Raw genomic sequence first — 17,205 nt, 5'->3', positions numbered from 1 at the left:
TTTAATCATCGTGCAGAGCCTCTGCCGGTTGTACCTTCATTGCTTTACGTGCCGGAATACCTATACCAACCACAATCATCAATCCTATCAGGATGAAGCTAACGGATGCGCAGAGCAGCAGACGCCCCCATTCCAAGGTTGTACCGTTGCGCCAAGAATTCAATTCCATACTTGCCAGATTATAGTCAATGATTAATGCTATCGGTGTAACAATGAGCAACAAGAGCAGACCTTCACTTATCAAACGAGTGAAAACACTCATATCCGAAGCTCCATGCGCCTTGTGCAATGCAATTTCCGAACGGCGTTGCTGGGTGCGGAACCAAAAAGTGCCGAGCAGCCCCAAGAAAATATTCAGCAACAGAAATCCCATTCCCATTACATAATTACGTACGTCATTGCTCCACGCTTGTTGGAAATTACGACGAATATCCTTAAAAGAGCGTACCTCGGAAATAAAGATATTGCCAATACGGAACTGTTTCTCACTGTCCGCCTTCAGACGCTGAATAAAATCATGATCTTGATTAGCCCGGACACGCAAACAAAGTTCCAACCCGATATCGTACCAGTCCAATTTATAGAGAAAAGTATAAGAGCTTCGCGCTTGTTGGAAGTCGTTGTAACGCACATCCTTTAAAGCCGCCCCCAATCGATAAGTTTGTGTTGTATCACCAAAAAGCTGGAAACGTTTGCCTACAAGTTCTGTCAGCGGACGGTCATACTTCCGAAAGAGATTATTGGAAGCTATGAACTCTCCCCTTTCCAATATCTCGGCAAGCTGTTCGGAGGTTTCACCACGTGCACCTTGATAACGGAATACACGCACAAAATCGGGAGTTACCATGCGGCGGATAGTCCAACTATCAGAAACCAGTGTATCATACCGAACCATATCAGTAGAATTGCTGCCATTGTATGGATAGGAATTTTGCGAGAGACTTACCGCCTCAATTTCCGGACGGCGGCGTAAACGGTCTACAAGTTCAAGAATATCGGCATCTTCCTGTTCATCGGTTTGGTTCGGAATATAATCAGGACTCTTGTCCGTGAGTTTTCCCATTTCAATAAGGTAACAATGGCTGATGTCAAAGCCTCTCGGTTCCAAGTAGGTAGCTGCACGTGTATAGAGATAATCTACCACAAACCACATCACAACGCTCACAACCAATAGTTCCAAAGCCAACCACAGGTTATTGCGCCATTCATTCTTTATCTGTATCAAAAGTTTCTTAGTCATTTCTTTCTGCGATTAATAGTTAGCGAAAAGCAATTAGTGTAATCGTCCTCCCAAAGCATTCACTATCCCGATACGGGAAGCACGCCATGCCGGGAAGCCGCTACTCATCAAGTTCAGTACAAAACAGAAGAGCAATGCCCAAGCAAAAGTAGAGGCATGAAGCAAAATAGAGGCATCCACTTCCGGCGGATTTAAGGTCTGGCTGAACTCCTGCGCAAAAAACAATGTATTACCCAAGTATGCAAAGGCCACACTCAACAATAACCCGACAATACCTGCCAACAAAGTCACTACCAGATTTTCCGCTATAATCTGTCCCATTAATTCCAAACGCGTACTACCAAAAGCGCGGCGCGCTCCAATCTCCGCTACCCGCTGTCGCAAACGGCTCTGCGTCATGCTCGAAAGATTTATGGCAGGCACTATCAGCAAAATAACGAAGATAACAATCCGCTGGCGACGAGCCGCATCCACATCCGGTTCAATATTGGCGCCAAAAGCTATTGCATTCTTCTCCTGATCGTACGGACGGTTGCGATAAATCAGTTTCCATCCATTCTTTCCGATAAGCGTATTATACTCAAGTTTACGGCGTTCCGCCTCCTGTCGGATAGCGGGAAAATCATCCCGGCTGTGCGCCAGCATTGTACAACTCATCATTCCCATATGCCGGTCATTCCACGTATTATTATCCATACCTGTTGAGGTGTATGGGACCCATACCTGCCCATAAGCACAGTCGGCCAGTGTAGACACATCTTTCACAACACCTGCTACACGGTAAGGCGCATGGCTGAGAAGAAATTGACGTCCCGCAACATCTGTTGTACCAAACAGGCTACGTGCTACACTCTCCGTAAGTACCGCCACCGGTTGTCCGGCATCAAATGCAGCCTTATCATAGGGCTTCCCCAGAATAAAAGAAAAGTCAAACACCCGCCAAAAAATATCATCCGTTTGTCGTAAATCCACACTAACCGCCGGCTTACCCGGTAAAGATACCGGAGTAGAGACCGGAAAAATAGTATAAATAGTAACAGCTTCCGGTGTTTTCAATGACTGAAAACATTCTCGGGCGGTCTGTACGCTCATCGGTCCGTTACTTGTACCGTCTCCCCAATTTGAGTTGGAGATGCTCATAGACTTGACGTGCAGAAAACGGTCACGATTGCTTTCGGGCGCAAAAGGAGCAACCTTTACTTGTTGCATCATCACCACCAACATTATCAGGAAGATGGCAAGTGCCGTACCGGCTATACTGACCGTGCTAATCAACGGTTGTTGGCGAAGTTGCGCCCATGCTTGTGTAAAATATTGCTTTATCATCTCATCTATCCATTTTCTATTATTTCTACTTTATTCTTCATGTAATGCCTCCGCCGGCTGTATATTAATGGCCTGTTGTGCCGGAAACCATATGCCCACTATCACCATTAATGCCATCAACAACCATGCGCCCACTGTACCCAGCAGGAAACGGAGAAAACTCCATTCCACCGGCCATGTAGTAATCAATTCCGTACGTCCCATTGTCAGTTCGGCAATACCTACGTTGTAGCAGACAATCATAGCAGGCAGTGTAACAAGAGTCAGCAGTAGCAATCCCTCTCCCATGAGCAAACTGAAAACCTGTTTTTTGGTACTGCCCATTGCCAGCCTCAAAGCTATTTCATTACGGCGTCTCCGGGTACGAAACCAGAAAGTACCTATCAGTCCCAGAAATACATTCACCAAAAGAAATGCCACTACCACCGTTTGCGTATTCACTTTATCCACATCACCTTGCATCACCTCAAACTGTTTCTGCTGTTCCGTGTAAGGAGCAACATCGGCTATAAACATATCATCCGTATCCAGATGCGGAGCTATCTCTTTCAGGAACTTGCTCCTATAATCAGGAGAATCCATTTTTTCTTTCACGCGGAAAACAATCTGTGCCCTATAATCCTGTAACTCCGTCCGTATTACATTTTCGTCTATTCTTCGAAAAATCCACTTTGCATCGGCGCCATAACGATAAGAACGGAAACCGCCTATCATGCCGCACTGAGTAACAACATTCGCAGAATCTCCATACCAGCTCAAGGGAGTGTCTAACGAAAAGTCGGGTACCCTCTTCCTAAAAAAAAGAACCGCACTCTCACTTAACATTACATAATTGCCGGAGCTGACATCACTCCCTACAGGCATCGCCGCAAACGGACGCTTGGCATCTTCCTGCATACGGAATACCCGGGTATATCCTCCGGTGGCATTTATTAGACGCATTTCACACCCGATGGTATCCTGTGCAGCCAGCGAGTTATAAGAATTGTTGCCGCTCATCGGCAAACTCCAATATGACAGGGCAGCAACTTCAACACTGGGTTCCCTCTCAAGTTTCTGCAAAATACTAATGTATTTGTCCGCCTTTGTCATGCCGGTATCTTGGCTTTCGCCGCCCGTAATCATCGACAGTTGGTAGACATTATCTATATTATAGCCCAGCGGACGATAATATGTATACTTCAAGCATCCCAGCGAGTCGCAGAGAAACCACATCACGATAAATACCAGAAACAGTTCGGCCAACACCCAGCCGTTACTACGGAGACGTGCCTGAATCATATGTAAGTTATGTACTATGAATTTCATAATCAATTTCGCTTTATTTATCGTTCAAAGAATCTACAATTGTATGCCGTGCGGCAAGCCATGTAGGCAGACCCGCACTAAGCAGATTGATAACCAAACAAAAAAGAAAAGCCAGACAGAACACCGTAGGACTGAACAGTACCGACATACTTAAATCAAAATCACCGGAAGTACCGACATTCAGATTATTGGTGAACAGCCACGTACGCATAGCATACACAGCCAGATAGCTGAACAGCAATCCCACCACTCCTCCAATCAGAGTCAGCACAAGGTTTTCATTCAATATCTGCCTCATCAGCACTCCGCGTGTCGCCCCGAATGCTTTGCGCACACCCAGTTCACTCATACGCTGTTGCATACGGCTGTTACTTAATCCGCAAAGGTTGAGCGACGGAACTAAAAGAATGATGAGCAGTGCCAGAAAGTACTGTATATACAGCATCCGCAAATCCGGACCTCTGTTTGCCCACACATGGTTGACGTGTGCTACAATTTCGTCGGGTTGTTCCATAATATCTATCAGCCTTTCATCTTGTATGGCATTGATGTCTTTCAATCGCTTCTCTATTCCCTGTCTGATAGCCGGGAAATCATCGGTCGAATGTGCTAAGGCTACAACCGTATGCGAACCTGAATAGCTATACACTGAAGTCACATCCTGCAAATTGGCGGGATAAAGACGCCACACTTGTGCATAAGCATCCTTAGCCGTTACGGAAACATCCTTTACCACTCCGCAGACACGTGTCTCGTTGCGGTTCAGCAATACCGTTTTTCCGACGGCATCCGTAGTGCCAAACAGTTGGCGGGCTACAGAAGCCGCTATGACAATCGCAGGCACATCACCGCCCCAATCGGAATCATTGAACCCTCGCCCGGCAACAAACTGCACCCGGAACACCTTCCAGAACCCCGGATCTGTTTCCATGGCATCCACCTTCATACGGTTAGTACCGTCGGGCATGGATACCAAGGCTACTCCCGCCGGAACGAATGCCGTACAAGCCTCCACTTCCGGCAATGGTTGTATGCACTCTTTCATGAAAGCCGGCGAACAGGAATTATAATTATTCCACCCCTTATTTTCCTTTCCCTGCAAATGTACGCTACTAATATAAAGACAGCGGCTACGGTTTACTTCCGGCTCAATATCCGCATACTTCATCTGCCAGGTTATTACAATTGCCATAATCATCGTTATGGCAAATGCCGTACCCAGTATGGATATGGTGCTCAGCAACGGATTCTGCCGCAGAAGTATAAAGGCTTGACGAATAGTCTGCATTTTAATTCTGAATTAGAAATTATGAAATTGCGGGGAATTATTCTACCTGACGACCATCAAAGAAGCGGACAGTACGGCTGGTTTGTTTGGCTTGTTCCTCATTATGGGTCACCATTACGATGGTGCGTCCGTCTTCCTTATTCAACTGATGCAACAGCTCCATAACCTCCGCACCCATTTTGGAATCCAGGTTACCGGTAGGCTCATCGGCGAGTATTATCTCCGGGTTGCCGATAATGGCGCGCGCAATGGCAACACGCTGGCACTGACCGCCGGACAGCTGTGTAGGCATATGGCGCATACGATGGCTCAAACCTACCTTCTGCAATACTTCTTCTGCCAGACAGCGGCGCTCCTTGGCCGATACTTTCCTGTACAGCAAAGGCAGCTCCACATTGTCCAATACATTCAGCGAATTAATCAAGTGGAAAGACTGGAACACAAACCCCAGCTTCCGGTTACGAAAAGCCGCCAGTTCCTTGTCCTTCATGCCGTCCACCTTAGTACCGGCTATTTCAATCGTCCCGCTGGTAGGTGCATCCAGCAAGCCCATAATATTCAGCAAAGTAGATTTACCGCAACCGGAAGGTCCCATAATACTCAGAAATTCTCCTTTGTTCACTTCGAGGTTTACATTCTCCAATGCCACGGTTTCAATCTCGTTAGTACGATAAATCTTGTTGATGCCAGTTAACTTAATCATAATGGTAAGTATTAATTGTTATTTAATAGATTGCTATTCATCACGCAAAGCCTCGGTAGGCGGTATGCGACTGATATTGCGGGCAGGAATAAAAATGCCTACAAGCACCACCGCCAAGAGTATCAGCAGAATGATGAGCGACACGATGCAGAAATGTTGTGCAAAGTTACTCACCCAATACGTTTCCAGCGGTTCCACTCCTTTCTGGTTGAAGTTGGAAGCCCATGCGGTCACAGCGGAGTTTCCCCAACCAAGTCCGTTGTAGAGTCCTTCTTTCAGGGCATATTGTAAGTAGAGCACAAAGCCCGCCAACGAAGCCAGCAACGTGAGCACTGCCCCCTCACCCAACAACAAACGAACGATACGCCCCGGCGTAGCACCAAAAGCCAACATCACCCCTACTTCCTCGCGACGGGTACGCGTCTGTAACCAGAATGTGCCAATGACTCCCAGACAAAGATTGACGAGAAAGAAAAGCGCCATGGCCAAGTTGCGACGATAGACGGGAGTTGAACTGCCCGCTTCCCGTTCGGTGATAAGGTCATCGTACGAACGGGCACTGCGGGCAAAGAGGTTGCCCTGCCGCAACTCCTTCAGCATCCACGGGCGGAAGTCATGCAAGAAGCGTTTCATGCTGACCCCCTCTTTTATGCGTATCAAAATTTGTGCATATTGCGGAATATCGTTCGCGTCAACGTTGAGCGTGGGAAAAAACGCTACTGCCATAGGCCGCCAATCACTGTAAGACTTGAAAGTTTCCACGATGCCAATGACAGGCTGGTAGACCGTATCTCCCCGACTGGTACTCTCACAACGCTCTCCCTGCACGTCTCTTCGTCCGAAGATGTCATAAGCTGCATTTTCCGTCAATACAAGGTCATTCTTGGCATAATCATAATCGGACAGTTGTTCGGGCGTGCGTCCCATTCCCGAACGGAAACCATAAGTTTCAAAAAACTGCGTATGCGGCAGAAACTGCATCCACATCACCTGATGAGACACCGTATCACCCTCGGCGGTAAGATAAGCACTTCCGCTTCCACTCGAATTAGGATAGCAGAACCCCAGCAACGGCGTAGCCAATTCTACCCCTTCAAAGTTCTTTGCAAGGCGCACCAGCTGATAGTATCCGTCCACCAAACGGGCCGAATCCTGCGCTCCGGCGTCATATCCCGGAGCATTAGGCTGCAAAGCACCCAGCGAAACGATGCAAAGGCGGTCGGAATCATAACCTATGGGTATACTACGGTCGTGCATCAGTACAATAACAGGGTCCAGTATCACCCAACTGATGACACTCACCAGTACCAGTTCCGCCAACAGCCAACCATTGCGTCGGCGACGCGCCCATAGGTTTCTCAATATCAGTTTCAACATATTTTTTTGCTTTTCAAGGTCTACTTATGTTCTTTTCTCACCGTTTTTCGTTCAATGCGTTTATGATAGGCTTGCGCAACGAATGCCAGGCAGGTACAAGGGCGGACAGAGTATTGAGTACAATACAGAGTAACAACACAGCCACGAATACCAACGGAGCAAACAACATCTCGCCCGAAACCGTAATGTCCACTCCCTGCGGCACACTGTCCGGCCACTTGTCGAATACGTTAAACACCCATTCACGCATTGTATACATTATTACCCATGCCAGCACCAGTCCTAAAATGCCGCCCGCCAACGTCAGCAGCAGGTTTTCCCACATCACCTGCGAGAGTAATGCCCTGCGCCCCGCACCGAACGACTTGCGCACTCCCATTTCCGCCAGACGGTTCTCCATACGGCTCGCTATCATTCCACTAAGATTGAGGGCAGGAACCAGAAGTAAGACAAGCAACACCAGTAGGAAGTAGCGCACCGTGGCCCACACATCAAATTCCTTGCCTACGAAAGAATGGAAGATGCTGACGAGATGCGACACCGGCTGTTCCCAAAACTCCACCTTCCACTCATCGGGGTGCATCAAGTTCTCCTTGCGGACAATATCTTTGACTTCCGCTTTCAAGGCATCCGCTTGTTCATTGTCTTTCACCAGAAAAGTCACAGAGTACGCTCCCAGATAATCCATGCCATATTTCGGTTCCCGATAATCCGCCTCCACACTATAAGGCAAGTAGACTTGCGCATATGAGCGTTGCATCAAGTAGCTGGCAGCATCCACCACGCCACAGATACGATAATCGGTATAGTTTAACCGGAACGAACGTCCTACCACCCCTTTTGAGACACCGAACAGGCGACGAGAAAGTTCGTCGGTGATAACCGCCGTACAAATACCGCCCGCCAAGTCGGATGCCGTAAACGGTTTTCCTTCGAGAAAGCGGAACGGATAGATACGGAAAAATGCGGGGTCAGTGAGCTTTGTCTTTACGGAGAAATCGCCACTGCGATCGGCAGGCTGTATATAGCTGTCGCTGAACGTTCCGCTATTCAGTTGCGCCGATACACAGAGTGCGTTGCGGGTAGGATAAAACCAGTCTTGCAAAGCCTTGTAGGACACCGCCCACTGATAGACTGACTTGTTACCTTCCGGTCCTTGTTCTATTCGGCAATTCGTCAGGTAAAGCGTGTTCAAGCGGTTCACCTCCGGGTAAACGGGAGCTATCTTGACGTAATAGGCTATCGCCATAACCATTGTCATGGCAATGGCAAGCCCTGTGCCGGCGATGTAGAGCGTACTGAACAATTTGTTCTGTTTCAGCAATGCCCATGCCTGTTTCAGATAGAGATGTATCATTTCAGTTTCAGTTTGTTCTTATTCTTATACTGGCTCATGTCGCTCACCACCACTGCATCGCCCGGTTGCAAGCCGCCAACTACTTCCACAAACTCAAAGTTGGAATCGCCCAACTGTACTTTGCGTTTCACAATCTCCTTGTCGGAATTGCGGACAAACAATTCATACTCCCCGCGTCCCACATAGTAAGAAGCGTTGGCTATGCGCATCACATCCTCTTTCACGGCGTTCATTACATATACATCCGTCTTCAAACCTGAGCGGAGACGGCGGTTGTTATCCTCATTCAACTGTACGGTAAAGGAGATAACGCCGTTCTTGGACAACGGAGTGACGCTGCTTACCGACCCTTCCAACTTTTCATTACCAACCTTCACAACAGCCTTGCCGCCGGCAGATACGCGGTCGCCGTATGTATCGGCTATCTCTCCCTCTACCTTGAAATGGCTCAAATCGGAGATAACGGCAATCTGCGAGCCCTCCGCCACCTGTGCGCCAATCTGATTATTGATGTAGGTAAGGATTGCCTTACGGGGCGAACGTACTTGCGCATCGTCCAGCGTACGCTTGGTTTCGGCAAGTGTCTTGCGGAAGATGCTGAATTCCAATTCCTGCACTTGGTATTCGGCATTCAGTACCTCTTTTTCGTTGGCATATTGTTGTTTCAGCTGTTCGTATTCCAACTCGGCTACATTATAACTCAACTCTGCCTGACGCACTTTGTCCGTAGTGCCGGAACCGAGGCTGTCGAGATATTGCTCATTGCGCAACTCCACCTTTTTGCGGTTCAGCTGCATGGCAGAGACTTTTACTTTCATCTGCAAGTCATTCAGCTTGGTCATATTCTCCAGTTTGAGCTGTTTCAGCTTATAGCTGCGCATCTGTTCCTCGTCCAACTTCTTTTTATAATCGGTTTCGGCACTCTGCAAGTCCAGCTTCAAGATAGGCGTGCCTATATCCACGCTGTCGCCACCTTTCTTATATACTTCCAGAATACGGGTATTGATAGGCGAATTGATAATCTCTTCAAAGGCGGGAACCACCTTGCCGGAAGCGCTTACACTGACCTCAATCGTACCCCGGCTTACCTGAGAAAACACAAGGTCTTTTTCTTTCACTCCGGTACGCATCAACGAGATGAGTACACTGATAACGATGATGCCCGCAGCACCCATACCGCCATAACGAATGATTTTCTTGTTACGTTCTTTGTTACGAACTTCTTTCGGAATCTCTCTATCCATATTTTTCTGTCTTTATTTACTGTTTTATGTTGCCGCCGCCCTGTTGCATAAACGGACAGCCCGTTATTCTTCGTCCTTACACTTGCGAAATCCGTGCCAAAGATGTAAATCATTGAAAACAAGCGTTAAGGCAAAAAAGAAGAGTGTCCGTTTTCGGACACTCTGTACATTTTCGGATAGCAGAACGGTACAAAAAACACTATCAACGTTTGGTACAAGGAATACCAACGCTTGGTACAAGGAATACCAATGTTGGGTACAAGGAATACCAATGCTTGGTACGGCGTGTACCAAACGTTGGTACGCGACGTACCCTACCGCAAACGCAGCCTGTCTCCCACTTCCGGCACGTATTCCGCATCCTTGCGATTCATCTTATACAGATTCTTCAAGCGAATGCCGTACTTCTGTGAAATGGAGTGCATGGAATCTCCGTCCTTTACAATATAAACGGTATAAGACTTGGCGGCTTTCTTGCGCTTGCCTTTCAGATAGATAATATCACCTGCTTCTAAAGTATAGTCTTTATGCAGGTCGTTATACTTCACCAGTTTCCGCCAGCTGATGTCGAACTCCTTGCCCAAGAATTGGAAGGTATCGCCGTCACGAGCCACGACATAAGCAATGTCATTGGCTATATATACCTGATGCGGATTGGCAAGCCAGGGTTTCTTCTTCAATTCTTTCTCCCAATTGCGGGCTTCACGCTTGCTCATACCGCGGCTGTCATACTTATACAGGTCGTAATCCTCGATAATGGTTATCAAGCGGTTGGCGTAAGAGGGGTCTGTGGCATAGCCCGCTTTTTTCAGGCCGCGTGCCCAGCCTTTGTAATCGGTAATCTTCAACTTAAACAGGAAAGCATAGCGGGCGCCGCGTTTCAAGAAGAGCGAGTGGTCTTCGTAAGAATCCTTCGGGTTGCGATAGGCACGGAAGCATTCGTTACGGGCATCATCATCATGCCTCACACTGCGCCCGCGCCAATTACTTCCGCACTTTATGCCGAAGTGATTATTACTTTTACGCGCCAGTGTGCTTTGCCCTGCGCCACTCTCCAGCAATCCCTGTGCCAGCGTAATACTGGCAGGTATCTTGTGCTCCTGCATCTGCTCTACGGCAAGAGGGGCATATTGTTTGATATATTCATTGTAGCGGGAATTTCTGCGCTGCGCCTGCACAGCTACAGAAAGGAGGAGAAGTGCTATAATAGCAGCCAGTCTGAAAATAGGTTTCATGCTTCAAATGTTGAATTTGACACAAAAGTCTGCAAAAGAATTGAAAAAACCAATCTCTTTCCTATCTTTGTAACATTAATTACAATAAACTATTACTCTATGAAGGACCTGAACATACAAATCGCTATCAAGATATACGACTACGAAGAATTGAACGCCGCAGACCGCGAGCTGATGGATGCCGCCCGTCAGGCAACTTATCGCAGCTATGCCCCCTACTCGCACTTCTCGGTAGGCGCAGCCGCCCGACTGGCAAACCACACAATTGTTACAGGCACCAATCAGGAGAATGCAGCCTATCCGTCGGGGCTTTGTGCGGAACGCACCACCTTGTTCTATGCCAACTCCCAATATCCCGACCAAGCGGTAGAAACGCTTGCCATAGCCGCCCGCAACGAACACGGGGAGTTTTTGGAAGAACCGATTCCGCCGTGCGGCGCCTGCCGGCAGGTGATGCTCGAAACGGAAAAACGCTTCAAATGCCCCATGCGCATCTTGCTGTTCGGCGAAAAAGGCATTTATGAACTGAAGAATGTAGGCGCATTGCTGCCGCTTTCATTCGACGCGTCTTCCATGCAGTAAGATGTCAGGAAAGCTAAAATCGCCCGTATCTGTAGAATATATATAAAAAACTGTAATCCGTATACAAAACTTAAACATGAACTTCGTATTTTTGCAGCAATAAAACACTAACTACGAATTTTATGTTACGTACTATCAGACTGACACTTGCAATTGTTTTCTTTGCATTCATCACTCTCCTGTTCCTCGATTTTAGCGGGACACTGCACAGCTGGATGGGCTGGATGGCAAAAATACAATTCCTCCCCGCACTGCTCGCACTGAATGTGGGCGTGGTAGTGCTGCTTGTTGCATTGACCCTATTGTTCGGACGCGTCTATTGCTCCGTTATCTGTCCGCTCGGTGTGTTTCAGGATGTCATTTCCCGATTTGCAGGCAAACGGAAGAAAAACCGTTTCCGTTACTCTCCTGCGCTGAAATGGCTGCGTTATGGAATGTTGGCATTGTTTGCCGTTGCGCTTGTTGCAGGCATACGCTTCCATGCAGTAGCCTCATTGCTCGAACCGTACAGCTCGTATGGCCGTATCGCTTCCAATCTTTTTGCCCCCGTCTATCAGTGGGGCAATAATCTTCTGGCATATTGGGCGGAACGGGCAGACAGTTACGCTTTCTATGAAACAGAAGTATGGATGAAAAGCCTGTCCACCTTCATCATAGCGGTCATTACTTTGGTTGTGCTCGCAGTATTGGCATGGCGAAGCGGACGTACCTATTGCAACACGATTTGTCCGGTGGGCACGGTGCTGGGATTCCTGTCCAAGTATTCCCTTTTCAAACCTGTTATAGACACTACAAAATGTAACGGTTGCGGACTTTGCGCACGCAACTGCAAAGCATCGTGCATCAACTCCAAAGCCCACGAAATTGATTACAGCCGGTGCGTGGCGTGTATGGATTGCCTTGATAAATGCAAGCAGGGGGCTATCACTTATACCCGCCGGCATAAATCAAATGCAGCAAAGGCATCCGCCCAAACTCAGGAGAAGACAAGTACTCCAGATTCAATTGATGATACCCGGCGTGCCTTTCTCTCTGCAACGGCAGTGTTGGCTACAACAGCCGCTTTAAAGGCACAAGAGAAGAATGTGGACGGTGGACTGGCAGTTATCGAGGAGAAGAAAATTCCTGCACGTGCCACTGCCATTATCCCGCCGGGGGCGTTGAGCGCACGCAATTTTGCACAACACTGTACGGCTTGCCAGCTTTGCGTATCGGTATGTCCAAACCAAGTGCTGCGCCCCTCTTCCGACTTCATGAAACTGATGCAGCCGGAAATGTCCTACGAACGCGGTTACTGCCGTCCCGAATGCACCAAATGCTCGGAAGTATGTCCGGCAGGAGCTATCCGTCCTATTACCAAAGCTGATAAATCTGCCATTCAGATAGGCCACGCCGTATGGATAAAGGAAAATTGCATCTGCATCACCGATGATGTGGAATGCGGCAACTGTGCCCGTCATTGCCCGGTCAGCGCCATACAAATGGTAGCATCGGACCCGGAAAGTCAGGAATCCATAAAAATACCCGTTGTCAACACCGAACGGTGCATCGGTTGCGGCGCATGCGAGAACCTTTGCCCGTCACGTCCGTTCAGCGCAATTTATGTGGAAGGACATATGATGCACAGGACAGTGTAAGGATAAGATAACAAAAGAGAATGACTACGAATTATATAAATAAACGACTGAATTAATTAATATCATTGGGTATTTGTCATTCAGAGCGTAGCGAAGAATCTACTCTCTGTGTATACATCAAGAGAGTAGATTCTTCGCTACGCTCTGAATGACAGATGGTACCGAGAAACTAAATACGGGGACTTATGGATAAGAATAATAACAAGAATAGCAAGAAGATAAACCGCCGGGATTTCTTCAAACTTGCCGGCGCAGGAACATTTGCATCGGCAGCCACATTATACGGCTGTTCCGGTAAGAACAACAGCTCGGACAGCGAATCAGCTGCATTGGGCGAAATTCCCACCGATAAAATGGTCTACCGCACCAACCCCACTACGGGCGACCGTGTATCATTGCTGGGTTATGGCTGTATGCGCTGGCCTACCCGAAAGCGGGCTGACGGAAAAGGCGATGAAATAGACCAGGAAACCGTCAATGAGCTGATTGACTATGCCATTGCGCATGGAGTGAACTATTTCGATACATCCCCGGCATACGTACAAGGTATGTCCGAACGTGCTACGGGCATCGCCCTGAAACGTCACCCGCGTGAAAAGTTCTTCCTCGCAACCAAGCTGTCCAATTTCAGTTCCAACACCCACAGCCGCGAAGAATCACTTGCCATGTACCACCGGTCTTTCCGAGAATTGCAAGTGGACTATATAGACTACCTGTTGCTGCATGGCATCGGCATGGGTGGCATGGAAGCCCTGCACAGCCGTTATTTGGATAACGGTATACTCGATTTCCTTCTGGAAGAACGCAAGGCGGGACGCATCCGCAATCTCGGTTTCTCTTATCATGGAGACATAGAAGTTTTCGACTATCTACTCTCACGGCACGACGAACTGAAATGGGATTTTGTACAAATCCAACTGAACTACGTTGACTGGAAACATGCCAAAGAAGTAAATACCCGCAATACGGATGCTGAGTATTTGTATGGAGAACTCGTGAAGCGAGGCATACCTGCCGTCATCATGGAACCCCTATTGGGAGGACGCCTTTCCAAACTGAACGACCACTTAATGGCACGCCTGAAACAACGCCGTCCGCAAGACAGCGTGGCTTCCTGGGCTTTCCGCTTTGCCGGAACTTTCCCCGATGTATTGACGGTACTGAGCGGCATGACGTATATGGAACATCTGCAAGACAATCTCCGCACTTTCTCCCCCCTCGACCCCTGTACGGAAGAAGAAATGGCTCTGCTGGAAGATACGGCACAGATGATGCTGACCTATCCCACCGTGCCATGCAACGACTGCAAATACTGTATGCCTTGTCCCTACGGGCTGGATATACCCGCCATTCTACTGCATTACAACCGATGCATCAACGAAGGCAATGTACCTAAAAGCAGTCAGGATGAAAACTATCGCGAAGCGCGCCGCGCCTTCCTCATCGGTTACGACCGCAGTGTGCCGAAACTCCGTCAGGCAAGTCACTGTACCGGATGCAATCAATGTAACCCGCACTGTCCGCAAGGTATTGACATACCCAAAAAGTTACAGGAAATAGACCAATTTGTAGAAAAGCTGAAACAGGAGACGTTATAATACAGATGAAGAAAAAGACGATATTACTTTTTTCGATAGCCGGCATTTGGGCGGCGACCGGGTTTGCACAAACAGTCAAAGACAGTGCACGCATTGCCAAGAACCTGACTATAGATGAAGTAGTAGTGACCGGAACAAGAAATGAAACGGATGTACGGCATCTGCCGATGACTATCTCCGTAGTCAACCGCAAAGTGTTGGAACAAAGTTTCCAGCCTTCCGTTCTGCCTGTACTGACGGAACAAGTGCCCGGACTGTTCACCACAAGCCGCGGCATCATGGGCTACGGCGTATCTACGGGAGCGGCAGGCGGAATGAGTCTGCGCGGTATCGGCGGCAGTCCTACGGCAGGCTTGTTGGTACTGATTGACGGGCATCCCCAATATATGGGATTGATGGGACACCCCATTGCCGACGCTTACCAAACGATGCTTACCGACCGGGTGGAAGTACTTCGCGGTCCGGCTTCGGTGCTATACGGTTCCAACGCAATGGGAGGAGTTATCAATATAGTGACCCGCAAGATGCAAGAGGACGGAATAAAGACAAACGCACAAATCGGCTACGGCTCCTACAACACGTTACAGACGGAAATTTCCAACCGCATCAAGAAAGGACATTTCAGCAGCATCATTACCGGCTCTTACAACCGTACCGACGGACATCGTGACGATATGGAATTTGAACAATACGGCGGTTATGCCAAGTTGGGATATGACTTCAACGATATCTGGAAGCTGTGGGGTGATGTAAACATCACCCAATTCAAGGCCTCCAATCCGGGCGAAGTCGGCAATCCGTACATAGACAACAATTCACGCATCACACGCGGTATGGCTTCGTTCGCCCTTGAAAACCGTTACGAAAAGAGTTCCGGTGCTCTAAGTTTCTTTTACAACTGGGGACGCCATAAAATAGATGACGGCTACCATCCCGGCGGAACACCGCAAGAGTCCCACTTCAACTCCAAAGACCGGATGCTGGGTATATCATGGTATCAAAGCGCCACGTTTTTCAGCGGCAACCGCCTGACTATAGGTTTCGACTATCAGCACTTCGGCGGCGAATCATGGAACAGAGTGGTAGCTTCCGGCGAACGCATTCCGGGTGTAGACAAACAAATGGACGAATTTGCCGGATATATTGATTTCCGTCAGGACCTCGGCGAATGGCTGTCTTTGGATGCCGGTATCCGCGTAGACCACCACTCGCACGTAGGTACGGAATGGATACCGCAAGGCGGACTGTCATTCCATCTACCCGAACAGATGGAAGTGAAGGCTATGGTCAGCAAAGGATTCCGCAATCCTACCATTCGTGAAATGTATATGTTCCCGCCACAGAATCCGGAGTTAATGGCGGAAAGTTTGATGAGCTATGAGTTGTCTTTCTCGCAACGGACTTTGGACGGCGCTTTGTTTTACGGTGTAAATCTCTATTATATCGACGGTGATAATATGATTATGACTGTTCCCACCGACGGCAAACCCAAGAATGTTAATACCGGTGAGATTAAGAACCGGGGTGTTGAAACCAATATCAATTACCGCATTACTCCTCACTGGCAGGTGAATGCCAATTATAGCTGGCTGCACATGAAAAATCCGGTAGTTGCCGCTCCCGAGCATAAGCTCTTTGCAGGAGCAGATTTTACATACGGACGCTGGGGAGTATCAACCGGGCTGCAATATATAAAGAATCTCTACACCAACGTAAACAAAGGCAAAGAGAAAAAGGAAAGTTTTGTTCTTTGGAATCTACGCGCCAATTATCATTTATGCCGATATGCCGATGTTTTTGTAAGAGGTGAGAATCTGCTGGCCCAACGTTACGAAATCAATGACGGTTTCCCTATGCCTAAAGCTACTTTTATGGGTGGCGTGAATATCAACTTCTAAAAAAAGCGAACATTGCCGTTGCAAGACTGTATACGTTTGAAATAATAGTTCTAACTTTGTAAAAACAAAAAATGATTATCCGATAAACAAAAAATAATTCTATTAACGATAAAAAAACATGGAAACAAAAACTGTAAAACTCTACTCGCTGGATTACAGCAATGCAAAAACTTACTTGATTGCCGCATTATTCATTGCAGGCAATATGGCACTGCCACAGTTGTTCCACCTTATACCGCAAGGTGGCATTACATGGTTACCCATTTATTTCTTTACCCTAATCGGTGCATACAAATTCGGTTGGAAAGTGGGACTGCTGACTGCCGTTCTCTCCCCGATAGTTAATTCATTGCTGTTCGGAATGCCGCTTCCCGCAGTACTTCCTGCCATTTTATTAAAGTCCGTATTGCTA

General features: G+C 47.9%; 13 protein-coding genes and 1 pseudogene. 5 read left to right on the top strand and 9 right to left on the bottom strand.

Going from position 1 to position 17,205, the window contains the following annotated elements; genetic code table 11:
- Position 1: 1 nt before the first annotated feature.
- The 9 genes from DW121_RS12345 to DW121_RS12305 all read right to left on the bottom strand — a co-directional run bounded on the left by DW121_RS12345 (position 2) and on the right by DW121_RS12305 (position 11,078).
- On the bottom strand, positions 2 to 1,240 hold the full coding sequence (locus DW121_RS12345) for an FtsX-like permease family protein (protein ID WP_117712420.1): 1,239 nt from the start codon (positions 1,238 to 1,240) through the stop codon (positions 2 to 4).
- Positions 1,241 to 1,273: 33 nt separating this feature from the next.
- Positions 1,274 to 2,566 (bottom strand): ABC transporter permease, encoded by a 1,293-nt coding sequence (locus tag DW121_RS12340; RefSeq protein ID WP_118323929.1) that lies wholly within the window; start codon positions 2,564 to 2,566, stop codon positions 1,274 to 1,276.
- Between the two features lie 30 nt (positions 2,567 to 2,596).
- Entirely contained in the window at positions 2,597 to 3,874 is a 1,278-nt protein-coding gene (locus DW121_RS12335; protein WP_118323928.1) for an FtsX-like permease family protein, read from the bottom strand.
- 13 nt (positions 3,875 to 3,887) lie between these two features.
- Positions 3,888 to 5,162 (bottom strand): ABC transporter permease, encoded by a 1,275-nt coding sequence (locus tag DW121_RS12330; RefSeq protein WP_117712413.1) that lies wholly within the window; start codon positions 5,160 to 5,162, stop codon positions 3,888 to 3,890.
- Between the two features lie 37 nt (positions 5,163 to 5,199).
- The gene (locus DW121_RS12325) at positions 5,200 to 5,865 is read right to left on the bottom strand and encodes an ABC transporter ATP-binding protein (protein ID WP_117712411.1); all 666 of its coding nucleotides are present in this window, start codon (positions 5,863 to 5,865) and stop codon (positions 5,200 to 5,202) included.
- 33 nt (positions 5,866 to 5,898) lie between these two features.
- Entirely contained in the window at positions 5,899 to 7,242 is a 1,344-nt protein-coding gene (locus DW121_RS12320) for an ABC transporter permease (RefSeq protein ID WP_117712409.1), read from the bottom strand.
- 37 nt (positions 7,243 to 7,279) lie between these two features.
- Complete coding sequence (locus DW121_RS12315) at positions 7,280 to 8,599, bottom strand: ABC transporter permease (RefSeq protein ID WP_118323927.1); 1,320 nt, start codon at positions 8,597 to 8,599, stop codon at positions 7,280 to 7,282.
- The gene (locus DW121_RS12310) at positions 8,596 to 9,843 is read right to left on the bottom strand and encodes an efflux RND transporter periplasmic adaptor subunit (RefSeq protein ID WP_118323926.1); all 1,248 of its coding nucleotides are present in this window, start codon (positions 9,841 to 9,843) and stop codon (positions 8,596 to 8,598) included. Before DW121_RS12310 ends, DW121_RS12315 begins: the two co-directional genes overlap by 4 nt.
- A gap of 314 nt (positions 9,844 to 10,157) precedes the next feature.
- Positions 10,158 to 11,078, bottom strand: coding sequence for a glucosaminidase domain-containing protein (locus tag DW121_RS12305; protein ID WP_118323925.1), 921 nt, complete (start codon positions 11,076 to 11,078; stop codon positions 10,158 to 10,160).
- A gap of 99 nt (positions 11,079 to 11,177) precedes the next feature.
- Here DW121_RS12305 and DW121_RS12300 point away from each other — a divergent pair, with 99 nt between their 5' ends.
- The 5 genes and pseudogenes from DW121_RS12300 to DW121_RS12280 form a co-directional block, all read left to right on the top strand.
- A complete protein-coding gene (locus DW121_RS12300; RefSeq protein WP_117712402.1) occupies positions 11,178 to 11,660 on the top strand; it encodes a cytidine deaminase in 483 nt (160 codons plus the stop codon).
- 122 nt (positions 11,661 to 11,782) lie between these two features.
- Complete coding sequence (locus DW121_RS12295; RefSeq protein ID WP_117712400.1) at positions 11,783 to 13,297, top strand: 4Fe-4S binding protein; 1,515 nt, start codon at positions 11,783 to 11,785, stop codon at positions 13,295 to 13,297.
- A 185-nt stretch (positions 13,298 to 13,482) separates the two neighbouring features.
- Positions 13,483 to 14,895, top strand: coding sequence for an aldo/keto reductase (locus tag DW121_RS12290; protein ID WP_117712398.1), 1,413 nt, complete (start codon positions 13,483 to 13,485; stop codon positions 14,893 to 14,895).
- Positions 14,896 to 14,900: 5 nt separating this feature from the next.
- Positions 14,901 to 16,793, top strand: a complete 1,893-nt coding sequence (locus tag DW121_RS12285) for a TonB-dependent receptor (RefSeq protein ID WP_118323924.1) — start codon at positions 14,901 to 14,903, stop codon at positions 16,791 to 16,793.
- 118 nt (positions 16,794 to 16,911) lie between these two features.
- Positions 16,912 to 17,205, top strand: a pseudogene (locus DW121_RS12280) (ECF transporter S component); the annotation flags it as partial.

The organism is Bacteroides sp. AM10-21B (assembly GCF_003472565.1).
GTDB classification, from domain to species: Bacteria; Bacteroidota; Bacteroidia; order Bacteroidales; family Bacteroidaceae; genus Bacteroides; species Bacteroides propionicigenes.
The sequence above is the reverse complement of the archived record's forward strand: the minus strand, read 5'-3'. Positions and strand labels throughout refer to the sequence as shown.